The organism is Priestia sp. YIM B13551, assembly GCF_042787905.1.
Classification (GTDB): domain Bacteria; phylum Bacillota; class Bacilli; order Bacillales; family Bacillaceae_H; genus Priestia.
On the sequence record NZ_JBHZOX010000002.1, the window covers coordinates 1,167,454 to 1,183,646 of the forward strand.

The 16,193-nt window shown below is 40.0% G+C and carries 16 protein-coding genes; 1 reads left to right on the forward strand and 15 read right to left on the reverse strand.

Annotation, left to right across the window (positions count from 1 at the left end):
• Position 1: 1 nt before the first annotated feature.
• The 8 genes from plsX to ACFX4N_RS15635 all read right to left on the reverse strand — a co-directional run bounded on the left by plsX (position 2) and on the right by ACFX4N_RS15635 (position 9,264).
• The gene (gene plsX, locus ACFX4N_RS15600) at positions 2–1,006 is read right to left on the reverse strand and encodes a phosphate acyltransferase PlsX (protein WP_028410795.1); all 1,005 of its coding nucleotides are present in this window, start codon (positions 1,004–1,006) and stop codon (positions 2–4) included.
• A gap of 20 nt (positions 1,007–1,026) precedes the next feature.
• Positions 1,027–1,590, reverse strand: a complete 564-nt coding sequence (gene fapR, locus ACFX4N_RS15605; RefSeq protein WP_013058909.1) for a transcription factor FapR — start codon at positions 1,588–1,590, stop codon at positions 1,027–1,029.
• 501 nt (positions 1,591–2,091) lie between these two features.
• Complete coding sequence (gene recG / locus ACFX4N_RS15610) at positions 2,092–4,140, reverse strand: ATP-dependent DNA helicase RecG (RefSeq protein WP_029320554.1); 2,049 nt, start codon at positions 4,138–4,140, stop codon at positions 2,092–2,094.
• Positions 4,133–5,020 (reverse strand): L-serine ammonia-lyase, iron-sulfur-dependent, subunit alpha, encoded by an 888-nt coding sequence (gene sdaAA / locus ACFX4N_RS15615; protein ID WP_053487702.1) that lies wholly within the window; start codon positions 5,018–5,020, stop codon positions 4,133–4,135. Before sdaAA ends, recG begins: the two co-directional genes overlap by 8 nt.
• 98 nt (positions 5,021–5,118) lie before the next feature.
• A complete protein-coding gene (gene sdaAB, locus ACFX4N_RS15620) occupies positions 5,119–5,781 on the reverse strand; it encodes an L-serine ammonia-lyase, iron-sulfur-dependent subunit beta (RefSeq protein WP_013058911.1) in 663 nt (220 codons plus the stop codon).
• A 212-nt stretch (positions 5,782–5,993) separates the two neighbouring features.
• Positions 5,994–7,022 carry a PTS sugar transporter subunit IIC gene (locus ACFX4N_RS15625; protein WP_328142684.1) on the reverse strand — a complete coding sequence of 343 codons (1,029 nt, stop codon included), beginning with the start codon at positions 7,020–7,022 and terminating at the stop codon, positions 5,994–5,996.
• Positions 7,023–7,217: 195 nt separating this feature from the next.
• The gene (locus ACFX4N_RS15630; protein WP_301264561.1) at positions 7,218–8,885 is read right to left on the reverse strand and encodes a DAK2 domain-containing protein; all 1,668 of its coding nucleotides are present in this window, start codon (positions 8,883–8,885) and stop codon (positions 7,218–7,220) included.
• A gap of 16 nt (positions 8,886–8,901) precedes the next feature.
• Positions 8,902–9,264 (reverse strand): Asp23/Gls24 family envelope stress response protein, encoded by a 363-nt coding sequence (locus ACFX4N_RS15635; RefSeq protein ID WP_013058913.1) that lies wholly within the window; start codon positions 9,262–9,264, stop codon positions 8,902–8,904.
• A 314-nt stretch (positions 9,265–9,578) separates the two neighbouring features.
• Here ACFX4N_RS15635 and rpmB point away from each other — a divergent pair, with 314 nt between their 5' ends.
• Positions 9,579–9,767 carry a 50S ribosomal protein L28 gene (gene rpmB / locus ACFX4N_RS15640; RefSeq protein ID WP_013058914.1) on the forward strand — a complete coding sequence of 63 codons (189 nt, stop codon included), beginning with the start codon at positions 9,579–9,581 and terminating at the stop codon, positions 9,765–9,767.
• Between the two features lie 57 nt (positions 9,768–9,824).
• Here rpmB and spoVM read toward each other — a convergent pair whose 3' ends face one another.
• From spoVM to rlmN, 7 genes are all read right to left on the reverse strand, one after another.
• Entirely contained in the window at positions 9,825–9,905 is an 81-nt protein-coding gene (gene spoVM, locus ACFX4N_RS15645; RefSeq protein ID WP_016765421.1) for a stage V sporulation protein SpoVM, read from the reverse strand.
• 79 nt (positions 9,906–9,984) lie between these two features.
• The gene (locus ACFX4N_RS15650; protein WP_013058915.1) at positions 9,985–10,632 is read right to left on the reverse strand and encodes a thiamine diphosphokinase; all 648 of its coding nucleotides are present in this window, start codon (positions 10,630–10,632) and stop codon (positions 9,985–9,987) included.
• Positions 10,633–10,748: 116 nt separating this feature from the next.
• Positions 10,749–11,405: a ribulose-phosphate 3-epimerase gene (gene rpe, locus ACFX4N_RS15655; protein ID WP_013058916.1), complete on the reverse strand. Its 657-nt coding sequence runs from the start codon at positions 11,403–11,405 to the stop codon at positions 10,749–10,751.
• 2 nt (positions 11,406–11,407) lie between these two features.
• Positions 11,408–12,289, reverse strand: a complete 882-nt coding sequence (gene rsgA, locus ACFX4N_RS15660) for a ribosome small subunit-dependent GTPase A (RefSeq protein ID WP_013058917.1) — start codon at positions 12,287–12,289, stop codon at positions 11,408–11,410.
• Positions 12,290–12,302: 13 nt separating this feature from the next.
• A complete protein-coding gene (pknB, locus tag ACFX4N_RS15665; RefSeq protein WP_192100472.1) occupies positions 12,303–14,348 on the reverse strand; it encodes a Stk1 family PASTA domain-containing Ser/Thr kinase in 2,046 nt (681 codons plus the stop codon).
• Positions 14,349–14,353: 5 nt separating this feature from the next.
• Positions 14,354–15,097, reverse strand: coding sequence for a Stp1/IreP family PP2C-type Ser/Thr phosphatase (locus ACFX4N_RS15670; RefSeq protein WP_013058919.1), 744 nt, complete (start codon positions 15,095–15,097; stop codon positions 14,354–14,356).
• A 4-nt stretch (positions 15,098–15,101) separates the two neighbouring features.
• Positions 15,102–16,193, reverse strand: a complete 1,092-nt coding sequence (gene rlmN, locus ACFX4N_RS15675; RefSeq protein ID WP_013058920.1) for a dual-specificity RNA methyltransferase RlmN — start codon at positions 16,191–16,193, stop codon at positions 15,102–15,104.

Genomic DNA, 16,193 nt, shown 5'->3' on the forward strand with positions numbered 1-16,193 from the left:
CTTATCTCTCCTTTTCTTCATTAGCAGTTTGTTCGATTGCTTTTTGAATAGTGGAAGACACATTGTTTTCCACCATATTCACAGCTTGCTTAATCGCGCTAAATACTGCATTCGCATCCGACGAACCGTGCGCTTTGATAACAGGCGCATGCAATCCAAACAGCCCTGCTCCTCCATATTCACTGTAATCCATTTTCGCTTTTAAGCCCTGCAGCTGAGGCTTTAGCACCGCTGCGGCTAACTTGCTTTTTAACGTACTCATTAATTCTTGTTTAATCATAGAAAACAAGGAAAGCGCCGTTCCTTCAATGCTCTTAAGAGTCATATTCCCTGTAAAACCATCTGTTACAACCACATCCGCTACGCCGTTTAGCAAATCACGGGATTCCACGTTGCCTACAAAATTGAGATCAGCATTCTTTAGCAGCTGAAAGGCTTGCTTTGTTAAATCATTTCCTTTTTTATCCTCAGTTCCAATGTTCAGCAGCCCCACTCTAGGAGCTTGAATGCCGCGTACTTTTTCGGCATACACAGACCCCATCACAGCATACTGGAGCAAATGTTCAGGCTTGGCATCAACGTTTGCACCAACGTCTAGCATTAAAAAGCCTTTTCCATCTAGTGTCGGAAGCGTCGGAGCAAGTGCTGGACGTTCAATGCCTTTGATGCGACCTACAATAAAAAGTCCCGCTGTCATTAACGCCCCTGTATTTCCTGCTGAAATACAAGCATCAGCACGACCTTCGGCTACTTCATTTGCCATTAATACCATAGATGCTTGTTTTTTACGGCGCACAGCTCGCACTGGCTCATCAGTTGCATCAATGGTTTCTTCTGTATGAATAATCGAAATACGATCTGAATTTGTTAAATACTTTTTTATTTCTGATTCGTTTCCAATTAACGTAATATGTAATTCTTTAAATTGAGCAGTAGCTTTTTCTACACCTTCAATAATGGCTTTCGGTGCATGATCTCCGCCCATTGCATCAATAGCTAGTTTCATGTTGCGTCTCATCCTTTTTATTATTTATCCTTTGTAGAACGATACATTTTAAAAGTGCCAGAGAACACTTGCTCTTGCCCTACATAGCTGTTTACCTCAACGGTGGTTCGCACTTCACTAGTTGACAGAACTTTCGCTTTTGCTATCACTCGTTCATGAAGCTTAACAGGGCGATGATAACGGATCGACGCATCTGCTGTGAGCGCTAGTTCGTTGTTAATAACAGCGACAGCTAACGAATTAGCTTGCGCAAAAAGGTGGTGACCACGAGCAATTTGATTACGCTGAAACACATGCTCTGTTTTCACATCAAAAATAGATATCGCTGATTGATCTAGTTCAATGTCGATAACTTCTCCAATTACTTCTTCAATCGGAAGCGAACGCACTTCCTCGTCTAGTTGTTTTGAAGCTACATGCTTAATACGTTCTCGCAGTTCAGGAATCGACAACTCTAGGCGGTCTAATCGAATTGTTTGAACGCTCACTGAAAAACGGTCTGCTAGTTCTTCATCCGTAATAAATGGGTTTTCTTCAATTGTCGTTTTTAATAGCTGCTGTCTTTCTTTTTTACTGCGCTTCATTCTCCACCATCCGAACTTTTAATACTAGGTACTAATAGCAGTATATAATCATTACCTTCTAATTGCAACATTTTTCACATGCTGGATTCTGCGCATTAACGTAGTATTAATGGCCACCAGCCGCTAACTCTTTCACTCTAAGCCGCTTTTTATCTTTATAGACGAAAAGAGATTGAGACATAACTAGATCACTTCAATCTAAAGATGAACAAATGGGATAAAGGAGCTCGTATAGATTGCTTGTTACACCGCTGCTGATTTCCGTGCAAGACTTTGCTTTCCGCGGCCGGCCGGTGATCCTCCTCGTCCCTTACGCTTCTGCGGGGTCTCATCTATTCCGCTTTCCCCGCAGGAGTGCCTTGCCCTTCACTCAACAGTTAAAAGCACCTGCATACCCATCACATACATGAAATCTACGTTCATCATCACAATGAAAAAAATCCGAACGATTGATCGTTCGGATTTTCCTTCAACTAAAATACTTTGTTTCAGTCTCTTTTACTAATCAAATTTTTCTCCAGTTAATACGCCCGTTGCTTCTAGTTGTATTCTCAGCAGTGCAAACTGATCTTCTGTCCAAAAGCTGTCGGAATTTACAAGCTTAGCAGCATCTTCTCGAGCTACTTCAAGCGCACGGTAATCGTGCACCATATCGGCTACTTTAAACTCAGGCATCCCGCTTTGTTTTCTACCAAAGAAATCACCAGGTCCACGAAGCTCTAAGTCTCTTTCTGATAATACAAATCCATCGTTTGTTTCCGTCATAATGGTCATTCGTTCTTTTCCAACTTCTGATTTTGGATCCGCGAGCAGAATACAATACGACTGTGCATCTCCTCGTCCTACGCGTCCTCTTAGCTGATGAAGCTGAGATAACCCAAAGCGCTCTGCATCATAAATGACCATCACGGTTGCATTCGGAACGTTCACTCCTACTTCTACAACCGTTGTTGATACTAAAATCTGCACGTCATTTACGCTAAACTGTTTCATCACTTCTTCTTTTTCATCAGGTGACAATCTTCCGTGCATGAGACCAACGCTTGCTTTTCCATTAAAATAGTGAGTGAGTGTTGCATGTACATCAATTGCATTTTGAACATCCAGCTTGTCCGATTCTTCAATCAACGGACAAATAACGTAAGCTTGTCTGCCGTCATGTATTTCTTTTTCAACGAAATGTAAAATACGTTCAAGCATATCATGTTTTACCCAGTATGTTTCAATTGCCTTACGTCCTGCTGGCATTTCATCAATAATGGACACATCCATTTCCCCAAACACCGTAATAGCAAGGGTTCTTGGAATAGGAGTCGCCGTCATAAACAGTACATCCGGACTCTCTCCTTTTTCACGTAAAACCCGGCGCTGCCCAACTCCAAAGCGGTGCTGTTCATCCGTAATGACGAGCCCTAAACTATTATATATAACTTCGTCTTGAATTAAGGCATGTGTACCTACTAATACATGAACATCTCCGTCTTTCACTCGCTGAAGCAGCTCTCTTCTTGCTTTTCCTTTAACAGACCCTGTTAGCAAGCCTACGCTGATTCCTACCTTTTCAAGCATCGCAGTCAATGACTCAGCATGCTGTTCAGCTAAAATTTCAGTCGGTACCATTAAAGCACCTTGATGCCCTGCTAAAACAGTAGCGTATAAAGCAACCGCTGCTACGACTGTTTTACCTGACCCTACATCACCTTGCAGCAAGCGATTCATGCGATAAGGCGATTTCATATCGTGCGTAATTTCGTTTACTACACGTTTTTGAGCGTTTGTTAACGGAAACGGCAGCAAGTTCGTGAAGTTTACCAGCTCAGTTGAATCAAATACTTGCTTCATTCCAGGCGTTTCTTCTCTTTCGCGCTTTCTAAGCGCCTGCATTTTTAATTGAAAAAGTAGAAATTCTTCATAGACAAATCGACGTCTTGCTTGTTTTAAATCTTCATGATCACGAGGTAAGTGAATACTTCTAACCGCTTCTTCACGCGTTACTAGTTTGTATCTAGAACGAATAGAGGCCGGGAGCATATCCTGAATGCTACTGCCATAATTCTTCAACGCAAGAGAGACGAACTTCCTCATTCCTTTGACCGTTAAGCTGCCTTTAACTGAGTAAACAGGCTCAATCGTTTGATTTTTAACAAACGGAGAAAATTGAAGCTCCTGCAAGTTAATCGTTTGCCGATGCTGATCCCATTTCCCCGTAACCGTAACAGTTTGATCGATTTCTAACTTTGATTTATAGTAAGGGCGATTAAAACAAGTAACCGTAATCAAATAGCGGTTTACTAGCAGCCGAAACGTAAGGCGCGAACGTTTTTTTCCGTAATACGTAAGCGAGGGGACGCTGTGAACCTTTCCTTCTACGGTGACCTTTTCGTCATGCTTTGCTTCAGCCAAATCTTTTAACTCATAATCTTCATAGCGGTATGGGAAATGTTCTAACAAGTCATGCACACTGTGAATATGCATATCCTCTAATGCTTGTGCTGTTTCCTCTCCAATACCTTTAATGGTTTTAATTGAAATAGTTGTTAGTTCATTCACTTTTATTTAATGCAATACCAAAGATCTTCGCTTCAAGCTCGCGACCTGTTGGTGTTGCCGCTAAGCCTCCTTGTGCAGTTTCTCGTAATGCAACCGGCATTGTTTGACCAATTTTATACATAGCATCAATGACTTCATCACATGGAATACGACTTGTAATGCCTGCTAAGGCCATATCTGCTGCAATCATTGCATTCGCCGCTCCCATTGCGTTTCGTTTCACACATGGAACTTCTACTAACCCCGCTACTGGGTCACATACTAATCCTAGCATATTTTTGAGAGTAATTGCCATTGCTTCAGCTGCCTGACTCGGTGTACCTCCTGCCATTTCAACAATCGCTGCAGCTGCCATACCTGAAGCTGAACCAACTTCTGCTTGACATCCGCCTGCTGCTCCTGAAATAGACGCATTATTGGCTACAACAAACCCAAAAGCACCTGATGTAAATAAAAATTCAATCATTTCTTTACGAGTTGGGTTTAGCTTATTTTGCACTGCAAACAGCGTTCCTGGCACTACTCCCGCAGATCCAGCAGTAGGTGTTGCACAGATTGTCCCCATTGCCGCATTTACTTCGTTTGTCGCTACAGCTTTGCTGACTGCATCTAAAATTAAATTTCCAGATAAAGATTTTCCACTTTGAATATAGTTTTGAAGCAGCACTGCATCTCCGCCTGTTAAACCTGTAACAGACTGTACCCCTTTTAAACCGCGTTCAACCGCTTCTTCCATAACCGTTAAGTTCCGGTCCATTTTTCCCATGATTTCTTCACGAGTAACTCCTGTGATATCTATTTCCTGTTGAATCATAATCTCTGCAATTTTTACATTTTGACTTTCTGCTAATTCTACTAGTTCTGCTACGTTTCGAAACATAGTAACCTCCGCTATCATTCTGTCTTATTTTCACTTTAGAATCATCTATAATCACTCGGCCCCAGTTATTCTCTCAAGCCGGTCCTATTCGCTCTATCCTACTCAACCATTCTTGTTACTTGAATAATGTGAGGCAATGTTTTTAACTCTTCAATTACATCATCTTCAATATTCGTGTCCATTTCAATTGCCATGAGCGCTACTTCTCCGCGCTCTTTGCGAGATACTTCCATATGTCCGATATTAATTGAGTGTTTCATCAAAATATTCGTAACGGTCGCAATGGCACCAAATCGGTCATTATGCACAACGAGAATAGCTGGATTCATGCCTGATAAATTTAATTCAAATCCGTTCAGCTCCGTAATTTGAATTTTCCCTCCGCCAATTGAAATTCCAACAACTTCAATTTCCTTTAATCCGTCGCTCATTTTGATGCGAGCAGTATTCGGATGATCTGTGATTGCCGCTTCCTCAACAAATGTGACGTCCATTCCTTCTTTTTTAGCTAAGTCCAAAGATTGCGGAATACGCTGGTCGAACGTATCAAAATCTAAAATACCGCCAATCAGCGCTACGTCTGTTCCGTGCCCTTTATACGTTTGAGCAAAAGAACCGTACAGTGAAACCACAACTTTTGTGGGCTGCTTGCCAAAAAGCGTTCGGGCAACGCGTCCAATACGCGCTGCACCAGCTGTATGTGAGCTAGATGGTCCAATCATTACCGGACCAATAATATCAAAGACAGATTTATATTTCATAAGGATTTTCCCCCTGCTATTTAGACATTGTTATTACTTATATGTTACTTGAGCTTTTGACTTTTTGGAAGCTTTGTTTCACGCTCTTAAAAAATTTAAAAATTCTCATTTTTATTAGGGATTCACGCATAAAAAAAGCGGTGTATTTATCCATAAAAATAAGATAAGCACACCGCTTTTTTTGCTATATTATGCAGGAAAAGATGAATTACTTAAGCTGCTTCTTGCTCGGAAGCTACATCGTCTACTGTTTTAATTTTAAAGTTTTTAAAAACAACTGAACCTATAAACCCAGCTAATGCTCCCGTTAGTGCGCAAAGTACTGCACAAATTGTGACCTTCATAGGGTCATTAAACCCAAACATCACTGCAAGTCCTGCGATTGGCGTTGCCGTGCCTGCAGCATCATTTACCAATCCGAACAGAGCCACAACTACACCGGCTAGTGCACCTCCAACAAAGTTTGTAATGTAGATAGGAATTGGATTTGCTGAAATAATATTCGCTTGTGTTAAAGGTTCAACTGCAACTGAAATAGTTGTACGACGATCCCCAATTTTTAATCGATCAAACAGCACATAGTTCATGAAAGAAGAACCAAACACAGCAAGAGCTCCAATCGCCATAGGCAATCCCGTTAACCCTAGCATAGCCGTTAAAGCCATTGAGCTAAGCGGAGCCGTTGCTACTACTGTAATCACTCCCCCTAAAATAATTCCCATCAAAATAGGGCTAGCACTTGTTGTATCTTTGATAATTCCTCCAATATTTAAAAGCGTCGCATCTACAATAGGTGAGAATGCATTACCAATTAATCTTGTTAAAGGTGCTGCAATTAAGATGTTGCCTAATAAGTCTAGACCAGCAGGTGCCTTTTTCTCAATAAATTTCACTACAAATGCCATGAGGTACCCCGCAAAAAATCCAGGGAGCAAGCCTAGCCCTGAACACACCACCCCCATCATAAGAGCATATACAGGAGATACTCCTAACGCCAAAGCAACTAGTGCTGCCGCCGCAACTCCTCCCATTCCTCCTGCAGCCTTTCCTACTTCACCTAGGAATGAAATACCTAGTAAATCTCCTCCTACATATGACTGAAAGGCCTCTACGAGAAACGCAGCTACCGCTCCGCTTGCCAGAGCCCCCATTGCTTTCATGCCATAAGGTGCCTTGTTGCTAAACAACCAAAATAAAAATAAAACTAATAATAATAAACCTGTTCCTTTTAAAATATCCACTGTTGTCTCTCCTCTCATGCTGTTTTCTTTCACATTTGACTCAATCAGTTTTCAAAACTACCATACAAACGGGTTCTTTTCAACTAATATACCTAACATACCGAACAATTACAACATTTAAAAGTAAAATAGTTCGTATTTAACTTAAAAAACACAAAAAAGAAGCACCCCTCAGGAGGGATGCTTCTTTTTTTGTTATTCAATTGCAAAAATGTAAGAATATAAAGGTTGATCTCCTTTATGAAGCTCTACCTCAACTTCTTCAAACGTTTCTTCTACAAACAATGTTAGCGCTTCAGCTTCATCATCTGAGACATCCTCTCCTTGAAGAATCGTAAGGATTTCCGCTTCGTCATCAATCATATAAGTCAAAAGCTTTTTCGCTGCTTCTAATTTCTCTGAATCTTTTACGACGATTTTCTTTTCGGCAATACCCATAAAATCGCCTTTAGCTAATTCAAGACCATCAATATTTGTATCGCGAACTGCATACGTTACTTGTCCTGTTTTCACGTGCTGTAGAGCTTCTGTCATTACTTCCTCGTTTTCTTTTAAGCTTTGCTGAGGATTAAATGATAGCAGCGCTGTCATTCCTTGAGGAACCGTTTTAGACGGGACAACCGAAACGTGACTGCCGGCAACAGCAGCCGCTTGGTTAGCAGCCATCACAATATTTCCGTTATTAGGTAAAATCAGTACCTGTTCAGCATTTGTTTCTTCAATCGCTTTGACAATATCCTCCGTACTTGGATTCATTGTTTGTCCGCCTTCAATGACAACCGTTGCCCCAAGGCTCTTGAACAATTCAGCAATTCCTTTTCCCATTGACACAGTAACAATGCCAAAGGGCTGTTTTTCAGCATTTTTTACTGCAGGCTTTTCTTCACCTGAAACAATGCTGCTATGCTGTTCTCTCATGTTTTCAATCTTCATTTTAATTAAACTTCCATATTGCTGCCCGTAGTTTAACACTTCTCCAGGATGCTCAACGTGAATATGAACTTTCACGATTTCATCATCAGATACTACAAGCAATGAGTCGCCCCATTTACTTAAGTCTTGACGAAACGTTTCTTCAGAAAATGTTTTAGCTGCAGGCTTATCCTCTTCCAGCCTTACCATAAATTCTGTACAATAGCCAAATTCAATATCTTCTGTATTCATATGGCTTTGCGCATGCTTATGATGCTCAGCATTTACGAGTTCATTCATCGAAGGAGCTGACATGGGTACACCCGGAAGTTTTTCACCTTTTAATTCAGCTAAAAACCCTTCATAAATTAAAACAAGCCCTTGACCTCCGCTATCCACTACGCCTACTTCTTTTAACACGGGTAAAAGATCTGGCGTGCGATTTAACGAAGCATTAGCTTCCTTAAGTACTTCTTCCATGAACAGAATCATATCAGATTGCTTTTTAGCAACAGCCGCTGCTTTTTTAGCAGTATCCTTAGCTACTGTTAAAATAGTTCCTTCGATTGGTTTCATAACAGCTTTATAAGCAGTTTCTACCCCAAGCTCAAGAGCTTCAGCAAACTCAACTGTTGTAATCGCTGACTTTTGCTCAACCGATTTCGCAAAACCGCGGAATAATTGAGATAAAATAACTCCTGAATTACCGCGCGCCCCCATCAATAAGCCCTTAGACAAAGCTTGACTCACTTGGCCGATGTGATCAGATAGTTTATTTTTCACTTCTTTAGCACCAGACGTAATCGATAAGTTCATATTTGTTCCAGTATCACCATCTGGTACAGGAAAAACGTTCAGCGCATCTACATAATCTGCATTGTTAGATAGATGCTGGGCTCCTTGAAGCACCATTTCTCTAAACCGCTTTCCGTCCAACGTTGTCATTGACACGAATCTTCCTCCTTAATTAAACGTTCGTTACACGAACACCCTGCACATAAATATTTACTGAATCAACCGTTAAACCAACCGTTTGTTCCAGTGTGTATTTTACTTTTGTTTGCACATTATGAGCAATTTCAGAAATTTTTGTTCCATAGCTTACGATAATGTACATGTCGATATGTACGTCATCCTCTTCTTGTCTTACCACAATACCTCGTGTAAAGTTTTCTTTGCGAAGAATTTCTGTAAGACCATCTTTAAGCTGATTTTTTGAAGCCATTCCGACAATCCCGTAACAATCAACAGCTGCTCCTCCAGCAATTGTGGCAATTACATCTGTAGAGATATCAATTTGACCATACTTCGTTTTCATTTCGATGGACATACTCGTTCCCCTTTCTACTTTCATAGGTTATAAATATTCTACTATAATCAATCTCGTTTTAAAAGAGGCGTCCAGCTTGTCCCTTTTAAAGATGACAGTATTAGGTATCAACTTATCTTAAAATAAGTAATAGCCCAGGTTATACCTATTTCTACTCTCTATATTATTGAACATAGATTCATTTTATATGTCAAGGAAAATTTCTTGAAAGCTTTTCTCCAGAACTATTGCATTCTCTGTAAGGCTGTGATAAATTAATATAGTATTTCTCAAAACAGAATTGAGTAGTTTTTTTGGTGTTAGGAGGGAAAATCATGGCACGCAAATGTGTAGTAACTGGTAGAAAAGCTCGTTCAGGTAACGCACGTTCTCACGCAATGAACGCTACTAAGCGTAAATGGGGTGCTAACGTTCAAAAAGTACGTATCTTAGTGAACGGTAAACCAAAACGTGTGTACGTTTCAGCTAGAGCCCTTAAGTCTGGTAAAGTTCAACGCGTTTAATCTTTATAATGAAAAAGCACCATATTTTATGGTGCTTCTTTTATTATTCCGGCGTTGTTAATCTTTTTTGAACGAATTAAGCATGACCTTTACGATGCCACCTAAAAACTTTGGAAGTTTGATTGTATAGAATTTCATACTGTCCCTCCTAACCGTCTCCACACTTTATCTCCTTTTAAAGAAAGCCCTATGTCCTGCTCTCATTTTCCATACTTCATCACAAGCAACGTTTATCATTGCTTCTTACCATCATTAATATGCCTTTTGTAAATGAAAAAGTACCTCTTTGTTGAATAAGTTCATTGCTAATACATAAAGTTGAGCCGAGTTCTACTTCATGCTTATTGAGTGGATATTTGAAACCTTCTAGCGTAAGCTCTTTTACACCGCCTGCAAAAGGAACGAATGAAATATAGTGAAACTCCTTTAAACGATCAACATGATAAGTGCCTGGTTCAAACAATTGAATGATATTTTGATTGTCAATCATTTGTACATTCGCTTTCTTTTTTAACCCTTTGTACAGGAGCTGAATGCTTCCAAACATGTGGTCAAGCCTTCCACCTGTTGCTCCAAAGATACAAATACTGTCCGGTTTTTGCCCTATTGCCCACTCAAAAGCAAGTTCCAAATCCGTTGCATCTTTTTCTGCAGGATACAATTCAACATCTTGTAATGCTTCTCTCACTAGCTTAAGCTGCGCATTTGTAATGGAATCAAAATCTCCGAATGCTTTTACGGGCAAAATGTCTTGTTGAAGAAGAAGGAATACGCCACGGTCTACTCCTACCCACTTTACATCATTTGATTGGTGCAGGGGTGGCATATGTTCATCCGGTCCCCCTGCTAGAATATGAATTTTCATTATGTATATGCTCCTTTTCTATTAAAAAATGGACGAAATAAATATGTTTTCTTTATCCTAAAAGAAAAAGCTGCTGTGTACAAGTTCTACTCGTTGTACACAGCAGCTTTTATTACTTACGCTTGAACAGTTGTGCGAATTTGACTAATTGCGCCAGCTCGATCTTCTTGGTTATAAATAGCTGAGCCAGCCACTAAGACATTTGCTCCTGCTTCCACACATTTTCTTGCTGTTTCTTCATTAATTCCTCCATCAACCTCTACTTCAATAGAAAGGTGACGAATTTCAATAAGCTGAGAGATTTGCTCAATTTTTGGCAATACACTTGGAATAAAGTTTTGTCCTCCAAAGCCTGGGTTCACCGTCATTAATAAAATAAGATCGATATCTTCTAAGATATGCTTTACCACGTCAATTGGCGTTGCAGGATTTAAAGCAACGCCTGCTTTCATGCCGTGCTCTTTAATTAATTGAATGGTGCGGTGCAAATGAGTACACGCTTCAGCATGTACCGTTAAAATATCAGCACCTGCCTTTGCAAACATTGGAACGTATTGATCTGGGTTTTCAATCATTAAATGCACATCTAATGGCAGTGTTGTGACAGGGCGTACAGCCTCAACGATAAGCGGTCCAATTGTAATATTAGGAACAAAATGGCCATCCATAACGTCTATATGGATGTAGTCTGCTCCACCTGCTTCAACTTCACGAATTTCTTCAGCAAGCTTTGAAAAATTGGCAGATAAAATGGAAGGTGCGATTTTTGTCATTTTTAATACCTCGGCTTTCTTTGCTTAATTTCCTCAATAAATTGCAAGTAATGTTCGTAGCGATAACTCGGAATTTCTTTTTGTTCGTATGCTTCTTTCACCGCACATTTTGGTTCTTTCACATGCAAACAACCTCGAAATTTACACTGTTCACTCAAACGCGACATTTCAGGAAAACAATCGGTTAACTCTTCTACTTCTAATGTTAAAAATTCTAGTGAGCTAAAGCCTGGCGTATCGGCTACTAAACCTTCACCAAACGAAATCAGTTCTACATGACGTGTTGTATGCTTTCCTCTTCCAAGTGACATTGAAATATCATTTGTCTTTAATTCAAGCTCTGGTTTAAGTGTATTTAACAGTGAAGATTTACCTACACCTGACTGTCCGGCAATAACCGTTACGCGATCTTCAAATAACGGCTGAATTTGTTCCATGCCTTTTTCTGTGACTGTCGACGTTAAAATGACCTCATATCCTATTTTACGATATTCTTCGGCATATTGCTCGATTTCTTGCTTTTGCTGCTGTGATAAAAGATCTACTTTTGAAATACAAATAATAGGTTCAATATGATTAGACTCCACTAACACTAAAAATCGGTCAAGAAGCATTGTGCTAAAATCAGGTTCAATCGCTGAAAAAACAAGCAGCGCCTGATCAACATTTGAAATAGGGGGACGAACTAATTCATTTTTACGTTCTTTAATTTCAAGTATATATCCTTCAAGCTTATTTTCCGCCTGAAATACTACATTGTCACCGACTAAAGGCGTTACCTTCTTTTTACGAAAAACACCTCGTCCTCGACATTGCGTTACTTGTCCGTCATGAAGAACATAATAAAATCCGCTAAGGGATTTAATAATTCTTCCTTCTGGCATAACCTCACTCCTATCACTCTGGATATTCAACGTCTTTTTCTTCAATAACTTCCCCGTCTCGGACAATTTTATAAGACGCTTTTTCATTTTCATCAACTAAAACATCGAACGATTCTTTTGTTGTTTCAGTAATCGTTAGTTCTTTAGCAGGAACGGACATATCGTTATCTGCATCTTCGATATAAATTTGTACTTTTTGCGGCTTTGGCTTTTCCTCTTCTGTTCCGGTGGCATCGCCTGTTTCCGTTGCGTTGCCTTGTTCCGTACTTGCTTCGGTGTCAGTCTCTTCTTTATACGGAATAGTCACATCCACTGACACCGTTTGAGGAGCTTTTGGCTCCTTGCCCATTGAGACTGTAATGGTGAGCTTATCACCTTGCTCGATACTCTGCTCCGCTGCAGGCTTTTGAGACATCACAAGACCTTTTTCAACAGTGTCGGAATACGCTGTTTTTACGTCCACTTCAATATCTTCATCTGATGCATAATCTTTTACGCTTTTTTCCGTCCAGCCCGAGAAATCCTTTAATGTAATCTTCGGCGGACCCTTACTTACCCATAGCGTAACCGTTGTATCTTCCGGCACGACTTGTTCGGTTTCTTTAGGCGTCTGATCTGTAATATTGCCTTTCGGTTCTGTGCTTTCAACTTCGATGGATTGGATATCTTTATAATTCTGCTTTTCTAACAGACTTTTTACTTCCGTAAAGCTTCTTCCAATGTACCGGTTAAATGCTTCTTTTTTCTTTCCTGTACTTCGATAAATAATGACATTAGATCCTTCTTTGATAACGTCTCCCGCTTCTGGCATCGTTTTAACCACGTCGCCTTCTTCCACCTCATTATCGGATATATCTTTAGGATTCTTCACTTTAAAGCCTAAAGAAACTAAATCGGTTACTGCTGATTCATAATCTTGATTATGTAAATCAGGAACCTTTACGTCTTTTGGCAGTAATAAAGCCGGAATAAATGTAACAGCGGCTACACTAGCAGCTGCCAGTAGCAAAAAAATTAAAACAAGCGTTACAATCAGCTTGCTTTTGCCTTTTTTCTTTTTCTTCTTTTTTTTCTTCGGCTTTAACTCTTCTTCCTCTTGTTCTTCCCGCTCTAAGTGAGGTGGTTTTCTCACAGGTACGTGCGTTTCTTCGGATTCAACAAAATCCTCCTTAATAACTGGAATGGCTTTTGTCACTTCTTCATCATCAGGCACCGTAAACCTTTGTTCATTATAACGATTTGGATGAACAGCAGACTGTAAATCCGCTTCGAGTTCTTCGACGGAACTGTATCGGTAAAATGGATCTTTAGTTGTTGCTTTTAATACAACATTCTCCACGCTTTGAGGGATAGATGGATTCCATCTTTTTGGAGAAGGTGTTTCTGTCTGTAAATGTTTTAATGCAATTGACACAGCCGATTCCCCAGAAAAAGGGACTCGACCCGTTAGCAATTCAAATAGGACGATGCCAAGCGAATAAATATCAGACCGCTTATTCGCAAGCCCTCCCCTTGCCTGTTCAGGAGATAAATAATGAACAGAGCCCAAAACAGAATTAGTATGCGTAATGGTTGTAGAACTTAGTGCTACGGCAATGCCGAAGTCAGTAACTTTAATGGTATCATCATGATCAATTAAAATATTTTGAGGCTTAATATCCCGGTGAATAATTCCGTACTGATGAGCATGGGCAATAGCTGATGTAATCTGCGTCATAATATGTATGGCTTTATCAAGAGATAGTGGTGATTCTTGCAGAATGTATTGCTTTAATGTCATACCCGGTACATATTCCATGATGATATAGTAAATATCTTCTTCTTCTCCAACATCATAAATGCTGACAATATTAGGATGAGCAATACTCGTAGCAGATTGTGCTTCTCGATGGAAACGCTTTATAAAAGCATCGTCACTTGCAAAGTCTAAACGAAGCACTTTAATTGCCACATCACGATCCAAAATCATGTCGCGACCTAAATAGACGTTTGCCATTCCGCCTCCACCAATTACTTGCAATACCTTATAACGGTCGTTTAGCCGTCTACCTATTAGCAACACTCTCACCCACTTTCAGATGTAAAGTCCACAATTGCAAGTGTAATATTGTCTTCTCCACCAAGCTCATTTGCTAATTGAATCAGGCTCGTACCCTTTTCGTGAAGTGATGAACTTGTTGATAACGTTTCGTTCAGCTTTTGTTCCGTTACCTTATTTGTCAGTCCATCTGAACATAATAATAATCGATCTTCTTTTTCCACTTCAATTGTTTTTACATCTAAACTAACATTTTCTTCGGTACCTAGTGCTCGCAATAAGATATTTTTTCGTGGATGATGCTCAGCATCTTCTTTTGTGATTTGACCATTTTTTACGAGTTCATTCACAAGAGAATGATCTTCTGTTACTTGTTGAAATCCATATTCATTTGAAATATAGCATCTGCTGTCTCCTATATTACCAATCGCACAAAACGTATCGGCGCATAAAGCAAGTACAACTGTTGTACCCATACCTTTACACTCTTCATGCTCCTGAGCATACTGATAAATATCTTGATTAATTTGCGAAACATGCGTACGAATCCACTGCGTTGCCTCATCAGGAGACGTTACTTTGTCCGCTTCTTCCCACGCTATTTGCAATTTTTGAACCGCCATCTCACTGGCGACGTCGCCAGCTCGATGACCTCCCATACCATCAGCCACAATTGCAAGCAGCTGATTGTGTTGGTTCAAAAATACCCCTCCGTTATCTTCATTGTGTTGTCTAACTCTCCCTCGGTCTGTCATGAAGACAGTTGCCATACAATCACCTCGTCTCTTCTTTACGCTCCTTCGCACGTAATTGGCCACAAGCTGCATCGATATCATGACCTTGCTCACGTCGAATAGTCACGTTAACGCCACGCTTTTTAAGCGTACGTTCAAATGCAAAAATCTGTTCACGCGGTGTACGAACATAATCACGCTCAGGCACATAGTTTACCGGAATCAAGTTCACGTGACATTTAACGTCTTTAATCAAATCCGCTAATTCCTCGGCATGCTCTACTTGATCGTTTACTCCTCCGAATAGACCATACTCAAAGCTAATACGTCTTCCCGTTTTATCCGTATAATATTTAATAGCTTCCATCAAATCAGGAAGTTTGTACGCACGGTTAATTGGCATTAAGCGTGAGCGGATGTCATTGTTTGGAGCGTGAAGTGAAATTGCAAAATTGATTTGCATTTTTTCATCAGCAAACTTATAGATTTTCGGAATGATTCCACTTGTCGATACTGTGATATGACGTGCACCAATATTTAATCCATCATCACTGTTAATTGTTTTTAAGAAGCGCATCATTTCATCATAGTTATCAAACGGCTCCCCAATACCCATAATTACGACAGAGCTCACGCGTTCTCCTTGTTCATCTAGCGCTTTTTGTACTTTTACTACTTGCGCTACGATTTCTCCAGCTTCTAAATTACGCTTTAAACCTCCAAGAGTAGACGCACAGAACGTACAGCCGATGCGACAGCCAACTTGAGTCGTTACGCAGACAGAATTTCCGTATTCATGACGCATAAGCACTGTTTCAATCGTATAACCGTCATGGAGTTCGAATAAAAACTTCATCGTGCCGTCCCCAGACGTTTGCTGAACAACTGTTTTTAATGTCGTTAATGCAAATTTGTCTTTTAATTGTTCACGTAATCCTTTAGATAAGTTTGACATATCGTCAAAGTCCGTTACGCGTTTAACATATAACCAGTCAAAAATTTGTTTAGCACGGAACTTCTTATCTCCGTGTTCTACTAACCAATTTTCTAGGTCGTGCATTTCTAATGAATAAATAGATGGTTTTTGCGGTTTTTCTTCTGCTTTTGCTTTTCTTTTAGCTACTTCTTCCAT